General features: G+C 73.9%; 17 protein-coding genes. 8 read left to right on the top strand and 9 right to left on the bottom strand.

The features are described 5' to 3' along the window. Positions 1 to 240 precede the first annotated feature (240 nt). Positions 241 to 852: a hypothetical protein gene (locus tag QSK03_RS06550; protein WP_285649580.1), complete on the bottom strand. Its 612-nt coding sequence runs from the start codon at positions 850 to 852 to the stop codon at positions 241 to 243. Between the two features lie 38 nt (positions 853 to 890). Here QSK03_RS06550 and QSK03_RS06545 point away from each other — a divergent pair, with 38 nt between their 5' ends. After that, positions 891 to 1,277 (top strand): NUDIX hydrolase, encoded by a 387-nt coding sequence (locus QSK03_RS06545; RefSeq protein ID WP_285649578.1) that lies wholly within the window; start codon positions 891 to 893, stop codon positions 1,275 to 1,277. 11 nt (positions 1,278 to 1,288) lie between these two features. On the opposite strand, the gene QSK03_RS06540 is transcribed toward QSK03_RS06545, so the two are convergent. The 3 genes from QSK03_RS06540 to thyX form a co-directional block, all read right to left on the bottom strand. After that, on the bottom strand, positions 1,289 to 3,061 hold the full coding sequence (locus QSK03_RS06540; protein ID WP_285649576.1) for a ribonuclease J: 1,773 nt from the start codon (positions 3,059 to 3,061) through the stop codon (positions 1,289 to 1,291). Between the two features lie 103 nt (positions 3,062 to 3,164). Further along, positions 3,165 to 3,797, bottom strand: a complete 633-nt coding sequence (locus QSK03_RS06535; protein ID WP_285649574.1) for a TIGR03085 family metal-binding protein — start codon at positions 3,795 to 3,797, stop codon at positions 3,165 to 3,167. Between the two features lie 63 nt (positions 3,798 to 3,860). After that, positions 3,861 to 4,613 carry an FAD-dependent thymidylate synthase gene (thyX, locus tag QSK03_RS06530; RefSeq protein WP_285649572.1) on the bottom strand — a complete coding sequence of 251 codons (753 nt, stop codon included), beginning with the start codon at positions 4,611 to 4,613 and terminating at the stop codon, positions 3,861 to 3,863. 97 nt (positions 4,614 to 4,710) lie between these two features. Between thyX and QSK03_RS06525 the strand changes: the two genes are divergently transcribed. Continuing rightward, positions 4,711 to 5,547 carry a hypothetical protein gene (locus tag QSK03_RS06525; protein WP_502872142.1) on the top strand — a complete coding sequence of 279 codons (837 nt, stop codon included), beginning with the start codon at positions 4,711 to 4,713 and terminating at the stop codon, positions 5,545 to 5,547. Beyond that, positions 5,544 to 6,476, top strand: a complete 933-nt coding sequence (locus QSK03_RS06520; RefSeq protein WP_285649570.1) for a DUF4097 family beta strand repeat-containing protein — start codon at positions 5,544 to 5,546, stop codon at positions 6,474 to 6,476. The genes QSK03_RS06525 and QSK03_RS06520 overlap by 4 nt, the downstream gene beginning before the upstream one ends. Before the next feature lie 27 nt (positions 6,477 to 6,503). Here QSK03_RS06520 and QSK03_RS06515 read toward each other — a convergent pair whose 3' ends face one another. From QSK03_RS06515 to QSK03_RS06505, 3 genes are read right to left on the bottom strand one after another with little or no spacing between them, the layout of a single operon-like run. After that, positions 6,504 to 7,259 carry a succinate dehydrogenase/fumarate reductase iron-sulfur subunit gene (locus QSK03_RS06515; RefSeq protein ID WP_285649568.1) on the bottom strand — a complete coding sequence of 252 codons (756 nt, stop codon included), beginning with the start codon at positions 7,257 to 7,259 and terminating at the stop codon, positions 6,504 to 6,506. After that, positions 7,256 to 9,232, bottom strand: a complete 1,977-nt coding sequence (locus tag QSK03_RS06510; RefSeq protein ID WP_285649567.1) for a fumarate reductase/succinate dehydrogenase flavoprotein subunit — start codon at positions 9,230 to 9,232, stop codon at positions 7,256 to 7,258. The genes QSK03_RS06515 and QSK03_RS06510 overlap by 4 nt, the downstream gene beginning before the upstream one ends. A 2-nt stretch (positions 9,233 to 9,234) precedes the next feature. Continuing rightward, positions 9,235 to 9,930, bottom strand: a complete 696-nt coding sequence (locus tag QSK03_RS06505; protein ID WP_285649566.1) for a succinate dehydrogenase cytochrome b subunit — start codon at positions 9,928 to 9,930, stop codon at positions 9,235 to 9,237. A gap of 76 nt (positions 9,931 to 10,006) precedes the next feature. Here QSK03_RS06505 and QSK03_RS06500 point away from each other — a divergent pair, with 76 nt between their 5' ends. Further along, complete coding sequence (locus tag QSK03_RS06500) at positions 10,007 to 10,951, top strand: LysR family transcriptional regulator (protein ID WP_285649565.1); 945 nt, start codon at positions 10,007 to 10,009, stop codon at positions 10,949 to 10,951. Here QSK03_RS06500 and QSK03_RS06495 read toward each other — a convergent pair. Further along, on the bottom strand, positions 10,921 to 12,186 hold the full coding sequence (locus QSK03_RS06495; protein WP_285650067.1) for a winged helix-turn-helix domain-containing protein: 1,266 nt from the start codon (positions 12,184 to 12,186) through the stop codon (positions 10,921 to 10,923). The two genes, QSK03_RS06500 and QSK03_RS06495, sit on opposite strands and share 31 nt — an antisense overlap. Positions 12,187 to 12,318: 132 nt before the next feature. Between QSK03_RS06495 and QSK03_RS06490 the strand changes: the two genes are divergently transcribed. The 3 genes from QSK03_RS06490 (at position 12,319) to QSK03_RS06480 (ending at position 15,179) form a co-directional block, all read left to right on the top strand. Further along, positions 12,319 to 12,585, top strand: a complete 267-nt coding sequence (locus tag QSK03_RS06490; protein WP_285649563.1) for a DUF8836 family protein — start codon at positions 12,319 to 12,321, stop codon at positions 12,583 to 12,585. A 63-nt stretch (positions 12,586 to 12,648) separates the two neighbouring features. Continuing rightward, the gene (locus tag QSK03_RS06485) at positions 12,649 to 13,938 is read left to right on the top strand and encodes an acetyl-CoA hydrolase/transferase family protein (RefSeq protein ID WP_285649561.1); all 1,290 of its coding nucleotides are present in this window, start codon (positions 12,649 to 12,651) and stop codon (positions 13,936 to 13,938) included. Then, a complete protein-coding gene (locus QSK03_RS06480; protein WP_285649559.1) occupies positions 13,935 to 15,179 on the top strand; it encodes a wax ester/triacylglycerol synthase domain-containing protein in 1,245 nt (414 codons plus the stop codon). Before QSK03_RS06485 ends, QSK03_RS06480 begins: the two co-directional genes overlap by 4 nt. Positions 15,180 to 15,221: 42 nt before the next feature. On the opposite strand, the gene QSK03_RS06475 is transcribed toward QSK03_RS06480, so the two are convergent. Further along, complete coding sequence (locus QSK03_RS06475; protein ID WP_285649556.1) at positions 15,222 to 15,713, bottom strand: beta-class carbonic anhydrase; 492 nt, start codon at positions 15,711 to 15,713, stop codon at positions 15,222 to 15,224. A 93-nt stretch (positions 15,714 to 15,806) separates the two neighbouring features. Here QSK03_RS06475 and QSK03_RS06470 point away from each other — a divergent pair, with 93 nt between their 5' ends. After that, positions 15,807 to 16,400: a GNAT family N-acetyltransferase gene (locus QSK03_RS06470; RefSeq protein WP_285649554.1), complete on the top strand. Its 594-nt coding sequence runs from the start codon at positions 15,807 to 15,809 to the stop codon at positions 16,398 to 16,400. Positions 16,401 to 16,433: the final 33 nt, after the last annotated feature.

The raw sequence follows: 16,433 nt of genomic DNA, 5'->3' as shown, positions 1-16,433 counted from the left end.
GCACAGCCGCAGCAGGTGACCCCGCTGGACAGGCTCGTCCGCCGTGGTCAGGAGGCCCAGTGGTGACCCGGGAGCCCGTCCCGCTCCCCCGGCAGCTCGCGGCGTGGTCGACGCCGGCCGCGGTGAGGGCGACCGTGGCGGGACCCGTGAGCCGGCGCCGCAGCCCGGTGTACCGGGCGACCAGCGCCCACCGCGGTGTGCGGTCGGTCCGATCGACGCGGCGCAGGCCTCGTCCGGTTCTCACGGCACCCCGGCGAGCAGCAGCACCGCCGTGCTCACGCCCGCGCCGACGACGAGCCCGGCGAGCACCTGGGCGAGGGTGTGCGCCCGCAGCACGAGCCGGGCCCACCCGACGGCGGGGACGGCGAGCCATGCGAGCGCCCACCAGGGTCCGCCCAGCAGCGTGAGGACGGCGGCCGCGGCGGCGACGACCGCGGTGTGGAAGCTGACCTTCCAGACCAGCGTGATGCCGGTGGCGACCGCGACCGTGACCAGCACGGCGAGCTGCAGCGCCGTGATCGCCCGCGGCGCGCCCAGGACGAACAGCACCACGACCCCGATCGCGACCGAGAGCGCCGCCAGCCCGAGCGGGACCGCCCGCTGCTCGCGTTCGCGCAGGTGGTGGTCGGTGTAGCGCCCCGTGCGCACGCCACGGTCGACGATGAAGGCCGGGACCGCCACGGTGAACAGCATCCCGATCAGTGACCACGCGACCCCCACCGGCCCCGCCGCGAGCGCGCCCACCACCGGGTAGAGCACCGCGAGCAGCAGCGTCGGCGAAGTGACCGTCGTGATGCGGGCGGCGACACGGCCGGCCGGTGTGGTCACCTGTGCGCCCTGGGTGGTGGTCACCCGCCGTAGCCTAAGCGGCCGAGCGCAGGGAGGGACGGATGAGCCGGGACGCGCAGCTGGTGCTGGCCGTGGTGACGGCGCCGCCGGGTCGGCTCCTGCTCGTCCACCGGCCGGGGGAGATCCCGCCGGCCGTGCTCCCCGGCGGGCGCCCGCAGGCCCGCGAGTCGCCCGGCGCGACCGCGGAGCGCGGGTGCCGCGAGGAGACGGGCGTCGAGATCCGCGCGGGCCGCCAGCTCGGGCGCTTCAACCACGACGGCATCGCGACCATCTACGTCGCCGCACGGCCGGTGCACGAGGTCGACCCGGAGGAGATCCCGGACAGCGTGCGCGCCGGCTGGTACCTCCACGACCAGGTCGACATGGTGCTGCCGAACCTGTGGGCGCCGGTGCGTCTCCACCTCGAGAAGACGATCCGGCGCCGCTGAGCCCGCCGCCCCTACACGGGCAGGACCGTCGGGACGATCATCGGACGGCGGCGGTAGGTCTCGCCCACCCACTTGCCGACCACGCGGCGCACCGCCTGGGCGATCCGGTGGGTATCGGTGATGCCCTCGGCCTCGGTGCGCGAGAGCTCCATCTCGACGAGCGAGACCACGTCCTCGAGCGCCTTGGGATCGTCGGAGAACCCGCGCCCGGAGATCCGCGGCGCGGACAGCGCGCGGCCCGTCGCGGCCTCGACGGCGACGGTGATCGCGATGAAGCCGCCCTCCCCGAGGACCGTGCGATCCGAGAGCGTCGACTCGCCGACGTCACCGACCTGGTTGCCGTCGACGTAGACGTGGCCGACCTCGACGCGCCCGGAGATCGCGGCCCGGCGCTCGACGAGGTCGACGACGACGCCGTCCTCGGCGATCACCACGTTCTCCACCCCGGTGCGCCGGGCGATCTCGGCGTTGGCCCGCAGGTGGCGCCATTCGCCGTGCACCGGCATGACGTTGCGGGGCCGCAGCGCGTTGTAGAGGAACATCAGCTCGCCGGCGCTCGCATGGCCCGAGACGTGGACCTTGGCGACCCCGGAGTGCACCACGTCGGCGCCGAGCCGCGTCAGGCCGTTGATCACCGCGAACACGGCGGTCTCGTTGCCGGGGATGAGGCTCGAGAGCAGGACGACGGTGTCGCCCGGGGTGATCGTGATCTGGCGGTGGTCGCCGCGCGCCATGCGCCCCAGGGCGGACAGCGGTTCACCCTGCGATCCCGTCGAGACGAGCACGACGTCCTTCTCGGGCATCGCGAGGGCGTCGTCGAGCTCGACGAGCAGGCCCTCGGGCACGTGCAGGAGGCCGAGGTCGGTCGCGATGCCCATGTTCCGCACCATCGAGCGCCCGGTGAAGCACACCTTGCGGCCGTGCTTCGCCGCCGCGTCGAGCACCTGCTGGACGCGGTGCACGTGGCTCGCGAAGCACGCGACGATCAGGCGGCTCGGTGCCTTGCGGAACACGTCGTCGATCACCGGCGCGATGTCGCGCTCCGGGGTGACGAAGCCCGGGACCTCGGCGTTGGTCGAGTCGACGAGCAGCAGGTCGACACCTTCGTCGCCGAGGCGCGAGAAGCCCGCGAGGTCGGTGAGGCGCCCGTCGAGCGGGAGCTGGTCGAGCTTGATGTCGCCGGTGTGCAGCACGGTGCCCCCGGGCGTGCGCACGGCCACGGCGAGCGCGTCGGGGATCGAGTGGTTGACCGCGAAGAACTCGCAGTCGAACGTGCCGTGGTGGTTGCGCTCGCCCTCGCGGACCTCGAGCAGGTGCGGGGTGAGCCGGTGCTCCCGGCACTTGGCCTCGACCAGCGCGAGCGTGAACCTCGAGCCCACGACCAGGAGGTCGGGACGCTGGCGCAGCAGGAACGGCACGGCGCCGATGTGGTCCTCGTGCCCGTGGGTGAGCACCAGCGCGTCGACGTCGTCGAGACGGTCCTCGACGGCCCGGAAGTCGGGCAGGATCAGGTCGACGCCGGGCGAGTCCTCGGACGGGAAGAGCACGCCGCAGTCGACGATCAGCAGCCGGCCGCCGTACTCGAGCACGGTCATGTTCCGGCCGATCTCGCCGATGCCGCCGAGCGCGACGACGCGCAGGGCGCCCTCGGGCGTCGGCGGCGGCGTGCCCTCGGAGCCGGGGACCGACTGCGTGGGGACGCCGGAGCCCCGGGCGCAGTCGTGGTCGTGGGAGCCCTGCTCGGCCTTGTTCTGGTCCTGGCGGCGGGCGGTGGAACGGCTCATCGGGCGGCTCCCGGGGACGGGAGCGTGGGACGTGCGGTGATCGGGTCCTCCTGGTGCGGGGCGGCGGTCGCCGCCGGGGGCGGGGAAGTGTGGGTGCGGCCGTCTACAGGCCGCGGTCGAGCGCCATCACGGCGGCGACGTCGGCGGGCTCGCCCTCGGGGTGCACGACGCACTCGTCGCGTCCCGCCGCGTGCAGCAGCAGCTCACCGGGCTCCCCGGTGAGGATGACGGTGCGCGGGCCCGAGCGCACGGCGTGCTCCTCGCCGTCGGGCCGGCGCAGGGTGACGGCCACCGGGCTGGACCGGTAGCTCAGCCGGCCGAGGAGGCCGGCCATCCGCCACAGCACGCGGTCGCGCGCCGCGTCCGGCGGCCGCGGCGACCATCCGTCCTGGGCGCGCCGTACGTCCTCGTGGTGGATGAAGAACTCCTGCACGTCGACCGCGCGCAGCGGGGGCAGCGCCATCGGGCTCCAGAACGGCGGGCCCGAGCGCATCGTCGCCACCAGCTCGCCGAAGTCACTGCGCGCCACGCCGGACTGCACGTGCTGGGTCCATGCGGCCAGCGGCGGGATCAGGATGCCCGGCGCGGCGTCGGGCCGCCGCTCACGCGTGATCAGGTGCGCCAGGAGATCGCGCGTCGTCCAATCCCCGCACAGCGTGGGTCGGTCGGGACCCAGGCGCAGGAACAGGTCGGCGAGATCGCGACGCTCGGCGTCGGCGATCTGGGCGGCACTCATGCAGTCCTCCTACCCGGTGGCCCACCCGCGCTCACGCCGGTGGCCCACCCGGGCTCGGCACACTCAGCCCTCGGCGACGAACGGGCTGCTCGCGACCTCCGAGCCGCTGGGCAGGGCGGTGATCTCGAAGTCGGCGAACACGTTGGGCACCTCGTCCTGCAGGACCTTGAGGCACGCGATGGCGAGATCGCGGATCTCGACGTCCGCGTGCTCGCTCGCCCGCATCGCGATGAAGTGCCGCCAGGCGCGGTAGTTGCCCGTGACGACGAGGCGCGTCTCGGTGGCGTTGGGCAGCACGGCACGGGCGGCCTGGCGGGCCTGCTTGCGGCGCAGCGTGCGGTTGGGCTCGTCGGCGAAGCGCTCCTCGAGCCCGGCCAGGAGCTTCTCGTAGGACGCGAGGGCCGCGGCGCTCGCCTCCGCGAAGAGCTGGTGCAGCTCCGGGTCGTCCGCGATGACGTCGGGCTCGACCATCGCGGCGTCCTTCTCCGGGACGTAGCGCTGGGAGAGCTGCGAGTACGAGAAGTGCCGGTGCCGGATGAGCTCGTGGGTGAGGCTGCGCGACATGCCGGTGAGGTAGAAGCTGACCGTGCCGTGCTCGAGCACCGAGAGGTGCCCGACCTCGAGGATGTGGCGCAGGTACCCGGCGTTGGACGCCGTCGCCGGGTTGGGCTTGCTCCACGACTGGTAGCACGCCCGGCCGGCGAACTCGGCGAGCGCCTGCCCGCCGTCGGCGTCGGTCTCCCACGGCACCCCGGGCGGCGCGCGGAACTCCGTCTTCGCGATCAGCGTGACCTCGGGCTGCACGGTCTCGGGCACGCTCGTCACGGTACAAGCCGCCTCCGACAACGTTCGCCCACGGCGGACTGACACCACGATGGTGGCGGCTTCGGCGTTGTGGTGTCACAGTGGTGTCATGGACCTGACACCGTACGTCGCCGCCCTGCGCGACGACCTCGCCGCGGCCGCCGCGGTCGGCGACGAGGCCACCGCCCGGGCGGGCACCTCCCTCGCCGCCGCCCTCGAGCCCGCCGTCCGGCTGGCGCTCATGAACGCCCTGTCCGACCTCGCCGGTGAGGTCTCCGAGTCCCTCGGCGACCGCACCGTCTCCCTGCGCCTGTCGGGCCGCGAGGTGAACGTCGTGGTCGATCGCGACCCCGCGGCCGAGGACGGCTTCTTCGCCGGCCCGTCGTCGTCGCCGTTCGCCGGCGCGCCGAACGGGGGCCCCGGCGGGCACGGCCCCACGCCCCCGCCGCCGCCCGGGCCGGGCTTCGGCCAGGGCTTCGGCCAGGGCTTCGGTCAGGGCTTCGGTCAGGGCTTCGGCGGCCAGGGCTCCGGCGGGCCCGGCGGTCCGGGCGGGCCGGACATGGGCGACATCTCGCGGATGACCCTGCGTCTGGTCGACCAGATCAAGGGACAGGCCGAGCGCGCCGCCGCGGCGCAGGGGATGTCACTGAACTCCTGGATCGGCCAGGCCGTCCAGGGCGCCCTCAAGGGCCAGTATGGCGGCCACCGGGGTGGCCCGTGGGGCGGCCGGTGGGAGGGCGGCTGGGACGCCGACCGTTCCTCCGAGCGCGACGAGAACTGGCAGAAGGGGTGGGACCAGGGTGCGCCGGGGTCCTCCACTCCCCCGGGAGGCGCCACCGGTTCCTCCGGCTCGTCCGAGGAGTCCGAGAAGAAGGACGACGGTGGCGACGGTGGCGACGGCGGCGACGGCGGCGACGGCGGCGTGGCCGGCTGGGTGAAGGGATGACCCCCGCCCGCGAGGTCGTCGGGGACGGGCCGGGCCCGGCGACGCTCGACCTCGCCCTCGACGCCGGGACGGTGCGCGTGACCCTGTCGGGCGCCACCACCGACACCGCGACCGACACCGCCGCCGTGCGGGTCCGCGTCGAGGCCGATCCCGAGGCACCGCCCGGCTGGCTGCGCGGGATCTCGGGCCTGCTCGGGCTCCTCGGGGAGCGCCTGTCCGAGGGTCCGTCCTCGCCCGACGAGCGCGCCGAGGCCGCGGTCGCCGCCACCACGCTCGACTGGGACGCCGACGCCCGCCGGCTGACGGTGCGCGGACCCCGCGACTGGAGCCTGCGCGGCGTGCCGCTCGCGGTCACGGTGCAGGCGCCCGCCGACTCCGACCTGCGGGTGCGGGCCGGCGCCGCGCGGATCGCCGTCGAGGGCCGGGCCGGCGAGGTCTCCGTGTCCGGCACCGGGGAGGTGAGCCTGGACGAGGTCGCCGGGCGCACGGAGCTGCGCTGCGGCGCCGGCGAGGTCCGCATCGGGCGCCTCGGCGCCCCGCTGCGCATGAGCGGCGGTGCCGGCGGCGTGCGCGTCGACCACGTGCTCGCCCCCGCCGAGATCACCACCGGCGCCGGGCGGGTCCGGCTCGGCGAGGTGCGCGCCGACGTGGCGGTGCGCGCCGCGGCCGGCGACGTCGAGGTCGCCGACGCCGTCACCGGCGAGGTCGAGCTCGGCACGGGCGTCGGGTCGCTCCGCGTCGGCGTCCACCCCGGCGTCGACGCCCGGGTGCGCCTCGACGCCACCGTCGGGCGGGTGCGCAGCGAGCTCCCGGTGCGCGCCGACCGCCCCGAGCACCCCGACGGCGGCCCCTTGAGCGTGCGCGCCCGCACCGGGGCCGGCGACGTCACCGTCACCGCCGCCCGGATCCCGGCGCTGCCGGCGTCCTGAGCCGCGTCCGGTGGGGGCGCCCCGGTGCTAGTCCGAGCGCGCGCCCGACAGGGTGGCGCCGAGGACGTCGTGGTTGAGCTGGGCGATCGAGGCCAGCGGGATGCCCTTGGGGCACACCTCGTGGCAGGCGCCGACGTTGGTGCACCCGCCGAAGTCCAGCTCGTCCTGCTTCGCGAGCATGTTCATCGCCCGCGTCGCCCGCTCCGGCTGCCCCTGCGGGAGCAGGCCGAGGTGGGTGACCTTGGCCGAGGTGAACAGCATCGAGCTGCCGTTCGGGCACGCCGCGACGCAGGCGCCGCAGCCGATACAGGTGGCGGCGTCGAAGGCGTCGTCGGCCGAGACCTTGTCCACCGGGATCGCGTGCGCCTCGGGCGCCGAGCCGGTGTTGACCGAGATGTAGCCGCCGGCCTTGATGATCTCGTCGAAGGCGCTGCGGTCGGTGACGAGGTCCTTGACCACCGGGAACGCCCGCGCCCGCCACGGCTCGACGTCGATCGTGTCGCCGTCGTTGAAGTGCCGCATGTGGAGCTGGCAGGTGGTGGTGTTCTTCTGCGGGCCGTGCGGGGTCCCGTTGATGACCATCGCGCACGAGCCGCAGATGCCCTCGCGGCAGTCGTGGTCGAACGAGACCGGGTCCTCGTCGTCGAGGATCAGCTTCTCGTTGAGCACGTCGAGCATCTCGAGGAACGACATGTCGGGTTCGACGTCGTCGAGCACGTACTTCTTCATCTTGCCCTTGGCGTCCGCCGACGGCTGGCGCCAGATGCGCAGGGTGAGTCTCACTTGTAGCTCCGCTGGCTCGGGTGGACGTAGGAGAACTCGAGGTCCTCCTTGTGGAGCACCGGGCGGTGGTCGTCACCGCCGTACTCCCAGGCCGCGACGTACGAGAAGTTCTCGTCGTCGCGCGCGGCCTCGCCGTCCTCGGTCTGGTGCTCGACGCGGAAGTGGCCGCCGCACGACTCCTCGCGGTGCAGCGCGTCGATGCACATGAGCTCCGCGAGCTCCATGAAGTCGGCGACCCGGCCGGCCTTCTCCAGCGACTGGTTGAAGCCGTCCCCGGTCCCGACGATCTTGACGTCGCGCCAGAACTCCTCGCGCAGCGAGGGGATCCGGTCGAGGGCCTTCTCCAGGCCCTCCTTGCTGCGGGCCATGCCGCACTGGTCCCACACGAGCTGGCCGAGCTCGCGGTGGAACGAGTCGACCGTGCGGTGCCCGTTGGCCGAGAGCAGCTTGTCGATGCGCTCCCGGGTGGACTCGACGGCCTCGACGACATCGGGGTGGTCCTCGGGGACCTCCTCGAACGGCGCGTCGGCGAGGTAGTTCGCCACGGTCGTCGGGAGCACGAAGTAGCCGTCCGACAGGCCCTGCATCAGCGCCGAGGCGCCGAGGCGGTTGGCCCCGTGGTCGGAGAAGTTCGCCTCGCCGCCGACGAACAGGCCCGGGATCGTCGAGCGCAGGTCGTAGTCGACCCACAGCCCGCCCATCGTGTAGTGGATCGCCGGGTAGATGCGCATCGGGACCTCGTACGGGTCGTCGCCGGTGATGCGCTGGTACATCTCGAAGAGGTTCCCGTACTTCGCCTCGACGGCGTGGCGACCCAGACGCTCGATGGCGTCGGAGAAGTCCAGATAGACGCCCAGGCCGCCGGGCCCGACGCCGTGCTCGGCGTCGCACATGTTCTTGGCGGCGCGCGAGGCGATGTCGCGGGGCACGAGGTTGCCGAAGGCCGGGTACTGGCGCTCGAGGTAGTAGTCCCGCTCGTCCTCGGGGATCTCGTTGGGCGGCCGGTCGTCGCCGCGCTCCTTGGGCACCCACACGCGCCCGTCGTTGCGCAGCGACTCCGACATCAGCGTCAGCTTCGACTGGTAGTCGCCCGAGACCGGGATGCAGGTCGGGTGGATCTGCGTGTAGCAGGGGTTCGCGAACAGCGCACCGCGCTTGTGCGCCCGCCATGCGGCCGTGACGTTCGACCCCTTGGCGTTCGTCGAGAGGTAGTAGACGTTGCCGTAGCCGCCCGAGCAGAGGATGACGACGTCCGCGAGGTGGGTGTCGATCTGCCCGGTGAACAGGTTGCGGGTGACGATCCCGCGCGCCTTCCCGTCCACGACGATGAGGTCGAGCATCTCGGTGCGCGGGTGCATCTCGACGGTGCCGGCCGCGACCTGGCGCTCGAGGGCCTGGTAGGCGCCGAGCAGCAGCTGCTGGCCCGTCTGGCCGCGGGCGTAGAAGGTGCGCGAGACCTGGGTGCCGCCGAACGAGCGGGTGTCGAGCAGGCCCGAGTACTCGCGCGCGAACGGCACGCCCTGGGCGACGCACTGGTCGATGATGTTGAGGCTGACCTCGGCGAGGCGGTGCACGTTCGACTCGCGCGAGCGGAAGTCGCCGCCCTTGACCGTGTCGTAGAACAGGCGGTGCACCGAGTCGCCGTCGTAGCGGTAGTTCTTGGCGGCGTTGATGCCGCCCTGGGCGGCGATCGAGTGCGCGCGGCGCGGGCTGTCCTGGAAGCAGAACGACTTCACGTGGTAGCCGGCCTCGCCCAGCGTCGCCGCCGCGGCGCCCCCGGCCAGGCCGGTGCCGACGACGATGACGCTCATCTTGCGGCGGTTGGCCGGGTTCACCAGGCGCGCCGAGAACTTGCGGTCGCTCCAGCGGTCGCCGATGGGGCTGTCGGGGGCGCGCGTGTCCGCGATCGGGTCGCCGACCACGTAGCGGCCCTCGCCCTGGGTGGCGGTGGGTTCCTGATGCAGTTCGGACATGGTCACCTCACCAGACCGGTCATGACGGAGACGGGGATGATCACGAAACCGACTGTGATCACCGCGGCGACGACGAAGGCCAGGGTCTTGAGCGCGTTCTGCTTCAGCGCGCTGTTCGCGCCGAACGTCTGCAGGGCCGACCAGAGGCCGTGCCGGATGTGCAGCCCGAGGGCCAGCATCGCGAGGATGTAGAAGATCGCCACGACGGGCCGGTCGAAGCTCGCGACGAGCTTCTCGTAGGCCCCGGACCCGGCCGGCGCGGGGTTCACCGTGCCGGTCGTCAGGTCGAGGATGTGCCACACCACGAACAGCGCGATGATCACGCCGCCCCAGCGCATCGTGCGGGCCGCGTAGCTGCCCTGCCAGCTCGGGCGGTGCTGGTAGCCGACGGGGCGGGCCCTCTTGGCCCGGTACCAGAGCGAGATCGCCGCCCACATGTGCAGCACCACGCTGGCGAGCAGCACGACACGCAGGATCCACAGGACACCCGAGTAGCCGAAGATCTCGGCGCCGAGGGTGCGCAGGTGCTCGGAGTACTCGTCGAACGCCGTGATCCCAAAGAAGATCTTCAGGTTGCCGAGCATGTGGGCGATGACGAACAGCAGGAAGATCACGCCGGTCACGGCCATGACCGACTTCCTGCCGACCGAGGTGCCCCACGTCCTCGACACGATGTTGCGCTGCGGGGTGATGACCACGTGAAAACGGTAGGTCCGCATCCGCCGGAGAGCCAATGCATGCAGGACCGTCATGCCATAGCGTGAGGCTATGGCGATGACCATCAAACAGCTCAGCTACTTCCTCGCTGTGGTGGACACCGGCCGATTCACGCAGGCAGCGGGCCTGTGCCGCGTCGCGCAGCCCACGCTGAGCAAACAGATCCGGGCCCTGGAGGAGGACCTCGGCGAGACCCTCGTCACGCGGGGTCACGACAACGTCACACCCACGCCGGCGGGCGAGGCCCTCCTGCCCCTCGCCCGGCGGATCGTCGCCGACTCCGAGACGGCACGGATGGAGATCGCCGAGCTCGCGGGGCTGCGCAAGGGCAGGCTGCGCCTGGGCGCGACCCCCAGCCTGTGCGTCAGCGTGGTCGCTGACGTGCTCGAAGTCTTCCACGGCCGCTACCCCGGCATCGCGATCCAGGTGACCGAGGGCGGCTCGCAGGACCTCGTCGCCGACCTCCAGCGCGGCCAGCTCGACTGCGCGCTCGTGATCGACCGCACCGAGGCGGTGGCCGATCTGGCCCTGACCCCGGTGCTGCGCGAGGAACTCGTCGTCGTCACGGGGCGTGGTCGGCCCGACCTCGGCGAGCACATCGGCGTGGCCGAGCTCGCCGCCCATCCCCTGGTGGTCAACCGCCCCGGCTACGAGCTGCGCGAGGTCACCCTCGCCGCGTGCGCCGCCGCCGGCGTCACCCCGCGGATCGCCGTCGAGGGCGGGGAGATGGACGCGGTGCTGCGCATGGTCGAGCGCGGCCTGGGCGTGGCGATCGTGCCGAGCCTCGTGCTGGCCGGGCACCCGTCCCTGCGCGCGACCCGCCTCGACGGCGGGGCCTGGAGCCACCGCACGATCTCGCTGGCCCACCGCACCGACGTCGCCCCGACCCGCGCCGCCCAGGCCTTCCGCGAGGACCTCCTGGCCGTGCTCGCCCGGACCTCACGCACCGGACACCTGCCCCCGGGAGTGCGCTACGTCCACCCGCCGGCGCTGACCGCCTGAGCCGTGGCCGCCTGGGCCTTGACGGCCTGGCGCAGCGCGTCCGCGTGGTCGCCGCCCTCGACCACGACACCCTCGAGCTCGAGCCACGCCGCCATCGTCGCGAGCTCGCCGGCGAGCTCGTCGGCGACACGGGCCTCCGGGGCTCCCGGCTCGAGGAAGGCGCCGGGCACCCGCAGCACGCCGGCCGCGCGGTCGGCCTTGAGGTCGACGCGGGCGACCAGGCGCCCGTCGAGCAGGAACGGGAAGACGTAGTAGCCGTGCGTGCGCTTCTCGGCCGGGGTGTAGATGCCGATGCGGTAGTGGAAGTCGAAGATCCGCAGGGTGCGCGCGCGGAACCAGATCAGCGGGTCGAACGGCGCCAGCAGCGCCCGACCGGTGACCCGCCGCGGGAGGCGCACGTCGGACGGGCGGTAGGCCGGCGCCGACCAGCCCTCGACGTCGACCGGCACCAGCTCCCCGGCGTCGACCAGCTCGGCGACGGCGGCCTGGCTCTCGGCGGGCGGCAGGCGGTAGTAGTCGCGCAGGTCGGGCTCGGTCGCGACGCCGAGGACACCCGCGGCCTTGCCGATCAGCGTGCGCATGGCCTCGTCACGGTCCGGCTCGCGGGCGTGGACCTCGGGCGGGAGCACACGCTCGGCGAGCTCGTAGGCCCGCCGGAAGCCCCGCCGGGTCCCCGTGGTGAGCACCCCGGTGGCGAAGAGGTGCTCGCAGGCGACCTTGATGTCCGAGCGCTGCCACCAGCCGCCGTAGGCGCGCGCCCGCCGGTCGCCCGCGTCGCCGAGGACCTCGCCGACCTCGCCCGCCTCCAGCGGACCGTGCTCGGCCACCACGTCGTGGACGGCCTGGAGGACGTCGGGCCGGTGGTCGAGCGCGGCGCCGAGCCAGCGGCTCTCCCGCGCCTCGTTGTCCCGCATCCGCCACCGGAACAGCGGCCAGTCCTCGATCGGCAGCAGGCTCGCCTCGTGGACCCAGTACTCGACCATCGTGCGCCGCCGGCGCTCGGCGGGCGTCTGCGGCCAGGCCAGCGCGTCGAGCGCGTCGCGGTCGTAGGGGCCGAGACGGGAGAACAGCGGCGCGTAGTGCGCCCGTACCGCCACGTTGACCGAGTCGAGCTGCAGCAGCCCGAGGCGCCGGGCCCCGGCCGCGAGCGTGGCCCGCGTGGCACGGCCACGCCGCGCGGGACCGCCGAACCCCTGCGCCGCCACGGCCGCCCGTCGCGCCTGCGCCGCCGACATCGTCTCCACGTCGCCGATCCTGCCCCAGGGGTCCGACAGCGGGACGGAGCGCCGCGGAGCCCGACCGTCGACGGAGCCGGAAGAAATCACCTCGCACCGGCGTTGACCAGGGAAAAGAGGAAAGGTGGACCCATGGTCGGGGACCGTGTGGAGATCGTCGTCGACGCCGGTGGCGCGACGCGGACGTGGGATGTGGAGGCCACCCGGGCCGGGCGGCGCGTGGAGATCGCGCACGGCCGTGGCGTGGTGGAGGTCAGCGAGGTCACCCGCGGCGGGACGCCGGTGCGCACCGCCCGGTTCATGTCCTCGCGGGTGCTCGCGCTCGTCGAGCACCCCGCGGCGACGGTGCGGATGAGCGACGACGAGGCGCCGCGGCTCCCGTTGCCACGTCCGGCCTAACTCGGCACCGTTCCGTCACGGGGAGTCTGTTCCCGGCGGGCGTGGTCGCCGAGGATGCGCACCATGACCTCCGTGCAGGAGACGATCGCGGCGCTCCGCCGGCCTCCCGAGGCCGTGCTCGACCACCTCGGGCCGGGCAGCGAGGTGGTGGTCGGCGCGGCCAACGGCGAGCCCGCCACGGTCGTCGACGCGATCGAGGCCGGCGCCGAGCGGCTGCGCGACGTGCGGCTGCACCAGATGCTGGCGCTGAGGGAGCGGCGCTCGATCGACGGCGCGGTCCCGGGGCTGCGCCACGTCTCGTGGTTCCTGTCCCCCGCGACCCGCGAGGCGTTCCGCGCCGGGCACTGCGACCTCGTTCCCAACAACTTCAGCGACGTGCCCCGGCTGCTGCGCCGCGCGGCCCGCCCCGACCTCGTCGTCGTCTCGGTGGCGCCGCCGGACCGCCACGGCTACTTCTCGCTCGGGACCAACGCCGACTACAGCGCCGCGTTCATCGGCGAGCTGCCCTTCTTCGTCGAGGTCAACGCCCAGATGCCGCGCACCTTCGGCGGCAACCAGCTCCACATCGACGACGTCGTCGGCTGGTGCACCGCCGACCGCCCGCTGTCCCCGCTCCCCCATCCCGAGCCCGGACCGCGCGACCGCGCGATCGCCGCCCTCGTCGCGGAGCGCATCCCCGACGGGGCCACGCTCCAGATCGGTCTCGGCGCGGTGCCCGACATGGTCCTGGCACAGCTCGGCGACCACCACGGCCTGGGCGTGCACACCGAGGTGCTCAGCAGCGGGGTCGTCGATCTCGTCGAGCGCGGCGCCGTCACCGGCACCCGCAAGACCACCCACCGCGGCAAGATCGTGGCCACGGTGGCGCACGGCGACCAGGCTCTCTACGACTTCGTCGCCGACAACGCCGGGGTCGAGCTGCACCCGGTCGACTACACCAACGACCCCTGGAACATCGCCCGCGAACCGCTGTTCCGCGCGGTCAACGCGACCCTCGAGGTCGACTTCCTCGGGCAGTGCGCCTCGGAGTCCCTGGGCAGCCAGTACTTCTCGTCCTCGGGGGGCCAGCCCGACTTCGCCCGCGGGGCGATCATGTCCGAGCACGGTGCGGCGTTCATCGTCCTGCACTCGGCCACGCACGACGACACGGTGTCGCGGATCGTCCCCCAGCTGCAGCCGGGTGCCGCGGTCACGACGTTCAAGAACATCGTCGACAACGTCGTCACCGAGCACGGCGTCGCCGAGCTGCGGGGCGCCTCGATCGCCGACCGCACCCGGCGCCTCATCGCGATCGCCCACCCGGGCTTCCGCGACGAGCTCACGGCGCAGGCGAAGGCCCTGGGGTACCTGTGACCCGCGTGCCGCTCTCCGACGAGGACCGGGCGATCCTCGACCTCGAGTGCGCCACGGTCGTCGGGCACGTGCTGCACATGACGATGCTCACCGGCCCGCCCGTGACCGCCGCCGAGCTGCGCGAACGGATCGCCGCCCGCCTGCCCGCCGCGCCGGAACTGCGCTACCGCCTCATCGACGGTCCGGCGTGGATCCCCGACGCGGACCTCGACCTCGACCGCCACGTGGTCGACGCCCCCGACGGGCCGTACGACGACGCCGGCCTGCGCGCCCTGGTGGCCGCCCGGTTCGCCGAGCACCTCGACCGGTCCCGACCGCTGTGGGCGATCGACGTCGCCCCGCTCGCCGACGGCGGCACGGCGCTGCTCTGGCGGGTCCACCACGCCCTCGCCGACGGCGCGACGATGACGCGCCTGTCGCACACGGTGCTCTACGACGAGGCGCCCGCCGGTCCCGTGACCGGTCCGTCCGCCTCGCCGCCCGCCACCGTGACGGCCGACCACCGGCGCCGGCGGGCGCACCTCCTGGGCGTGATCCACCGCGAGTTCACGGTCGGCCCGGCACGGTCGCCGTTCGACGGCGAGATCTCGACGCGGCGGGCCGTCGCGTTCGTCGACACCGACCTCGCGGCCCTGCACGCCGCCGCCCGCGCGGCCGGGGCGACCGTGAACGACGCGTTCCTCGCCGTGGTGGCCGGGGGGCTGCGGCGGTGGATCGACCACCACGCGGGCGCCGTGACCGACCTGCGCGTGCGCGTGCCGGTGAGCCTGCCCCGCGAGGACCCGTCGGAGGGCAACCGCGACTCGGCGTTCGACCTCCCGCTGCCGGTGCACGTCACCGACCCGCTCGAGCGCCTGCGCACCGTCCACGAGCTCACGACCTGCCGCAAGGACGCCCGCGACGCGGCGGTCCTCGACGACCTGCTGCACCACGTCGCCGACGTCTCGCCGCCGCTGCGCCGGGTCTGCGACCGGCTGCGGGCCACCGCCCGGGCGTTCACCGTCAGCGTCTCGAACGTGCCGGGCCCGCGGACGCCCGTCGCGGTGCTGGGCCGTCGCGTCCGCGCGACCTGGCCGCTGGCCGAGATCGGCTTCCACCACGCGCTGCGGGTCACCGCGGCGTCGATGGCGGAGGTGATGTCGTTCGGCCTGTGCGCCGACCCGGGTCTCGTGCCCGACGTCGACGTGCTCGCCGACGGGATGGGCGCGGAGGCCGCGCTGCTGGTCAGGGCATCCCCCTGAGCCGCCGCGGGACGTCGAGCTCGGCAGTGACGTCGAGGGCCGTCATGCGATCTCGGTGAGCGCCCCGGAGTCGACGTCGTAGACGAAGCCGCGCGCGGCGTCGGTGTGCAGCAGGAAGGGACACCCGCGGACCGCGGCGAGCGAGTCGCGGACGTCCTGCTCGGTGTCGGGGAAGGTCCCGGGCGCCCACCGCGGCTTCTCGCCGGTCTCGGCCTCGAGCTCGGCGACGAAGTCCTCGTCGGTGAACGTCGCCATGCCGCACCGCGTGTGGTGGAGCAGCACGACCTCGCGCGTCTGCAGCTTGCGCTGGCTGACCGCGAGCGAGCGCAGGACGTCGTCGGTGACGACGCCGCCGGCGTTGCGGATGACGTGCGCCTCGCCGTCGCCCAGGCCCAGCACGCGGTAGACGTCCAGGCGCGCGTCCATGCACGCGACGACGGCCACGTGGCGCGACGGCGGCCCGGGCAGCCCGGACCTGTCGAACGCCGCGGCGAAGCTCTCGTTCGCGGCCAGCATCTCGTCGGTCGCGGTCATGCGTCCTCCCTGGGGGTGTCGCGGCTGTCCGGTTGTCCCGTACCCGCTCCGGGCTGCGGCCCGCGGTGATCGTGGTCTCTAGGCTCTACGGCCATGGCGCTCGCCTCCGTCCGCCTCGCCACCGCCGACGACGCCGGCGCGATCGCGCACGTCCAGCGCACGGTCTGGACGTCGGCGTACGCGGACATGCTCCCGCCCGGCGCCGTCGAGGGGTTCGACGAGGTCGCCGTCGCCGCGGGCTGGGCCGACGCCATCGCGGCGGGCGCGGTGTGGGTGGCGACGGAGGGCGAGGCGCTCGTGGGCTTCTGTGCGGCGGGACCGGCGTCGCCCGACGACCTCGCCGACGCGGCGGGGGCGCTGCCGGACGACGCGGCGTCGGTCGCCGTCGTCGCGGCGCTGCTGGTCGAGCCGCGCTGGGGACGCCGGGGCCACGCGGGACGTCTGCTGGTGGAGGCCGCGGCGGCGCTGCGCGACGCGGGCGCGGTGCGCGGGATCGCGTGGGTGCCCGAGCGGGACACCGCCTCGCGGCGCTTCTTCGAGCGCGCCGGGTGGGACCCCGACGGCACCGTCCGCACCCTCGACGCCGGGGGGCGGCCGCTGCGCGAGATCCGCGTCGCGGGCACCCTCGATTTGGAGTTCCGGCCGGCGCCGTCGCTCGACGACCTGGATCTGCCGCTGCTGCCCTGAGCGCGCCGGCGTGTCGCCACAGCGAGCGTGTGG

This window comes from Actinomycetospora sp. NBRC 106375, from assembly GCF_030269665.1.
GTDB lineage: Bacteria > Actinomycetota > Actinomycetes > Mycobacteriales > Pseudonocardiaceae > Actinomycetospora.
The sequence above is the reverse complement of the archived record's forward strand: the minus strand, read 5'-3'. Positions and strand labels throughout refer to the sequence as shown.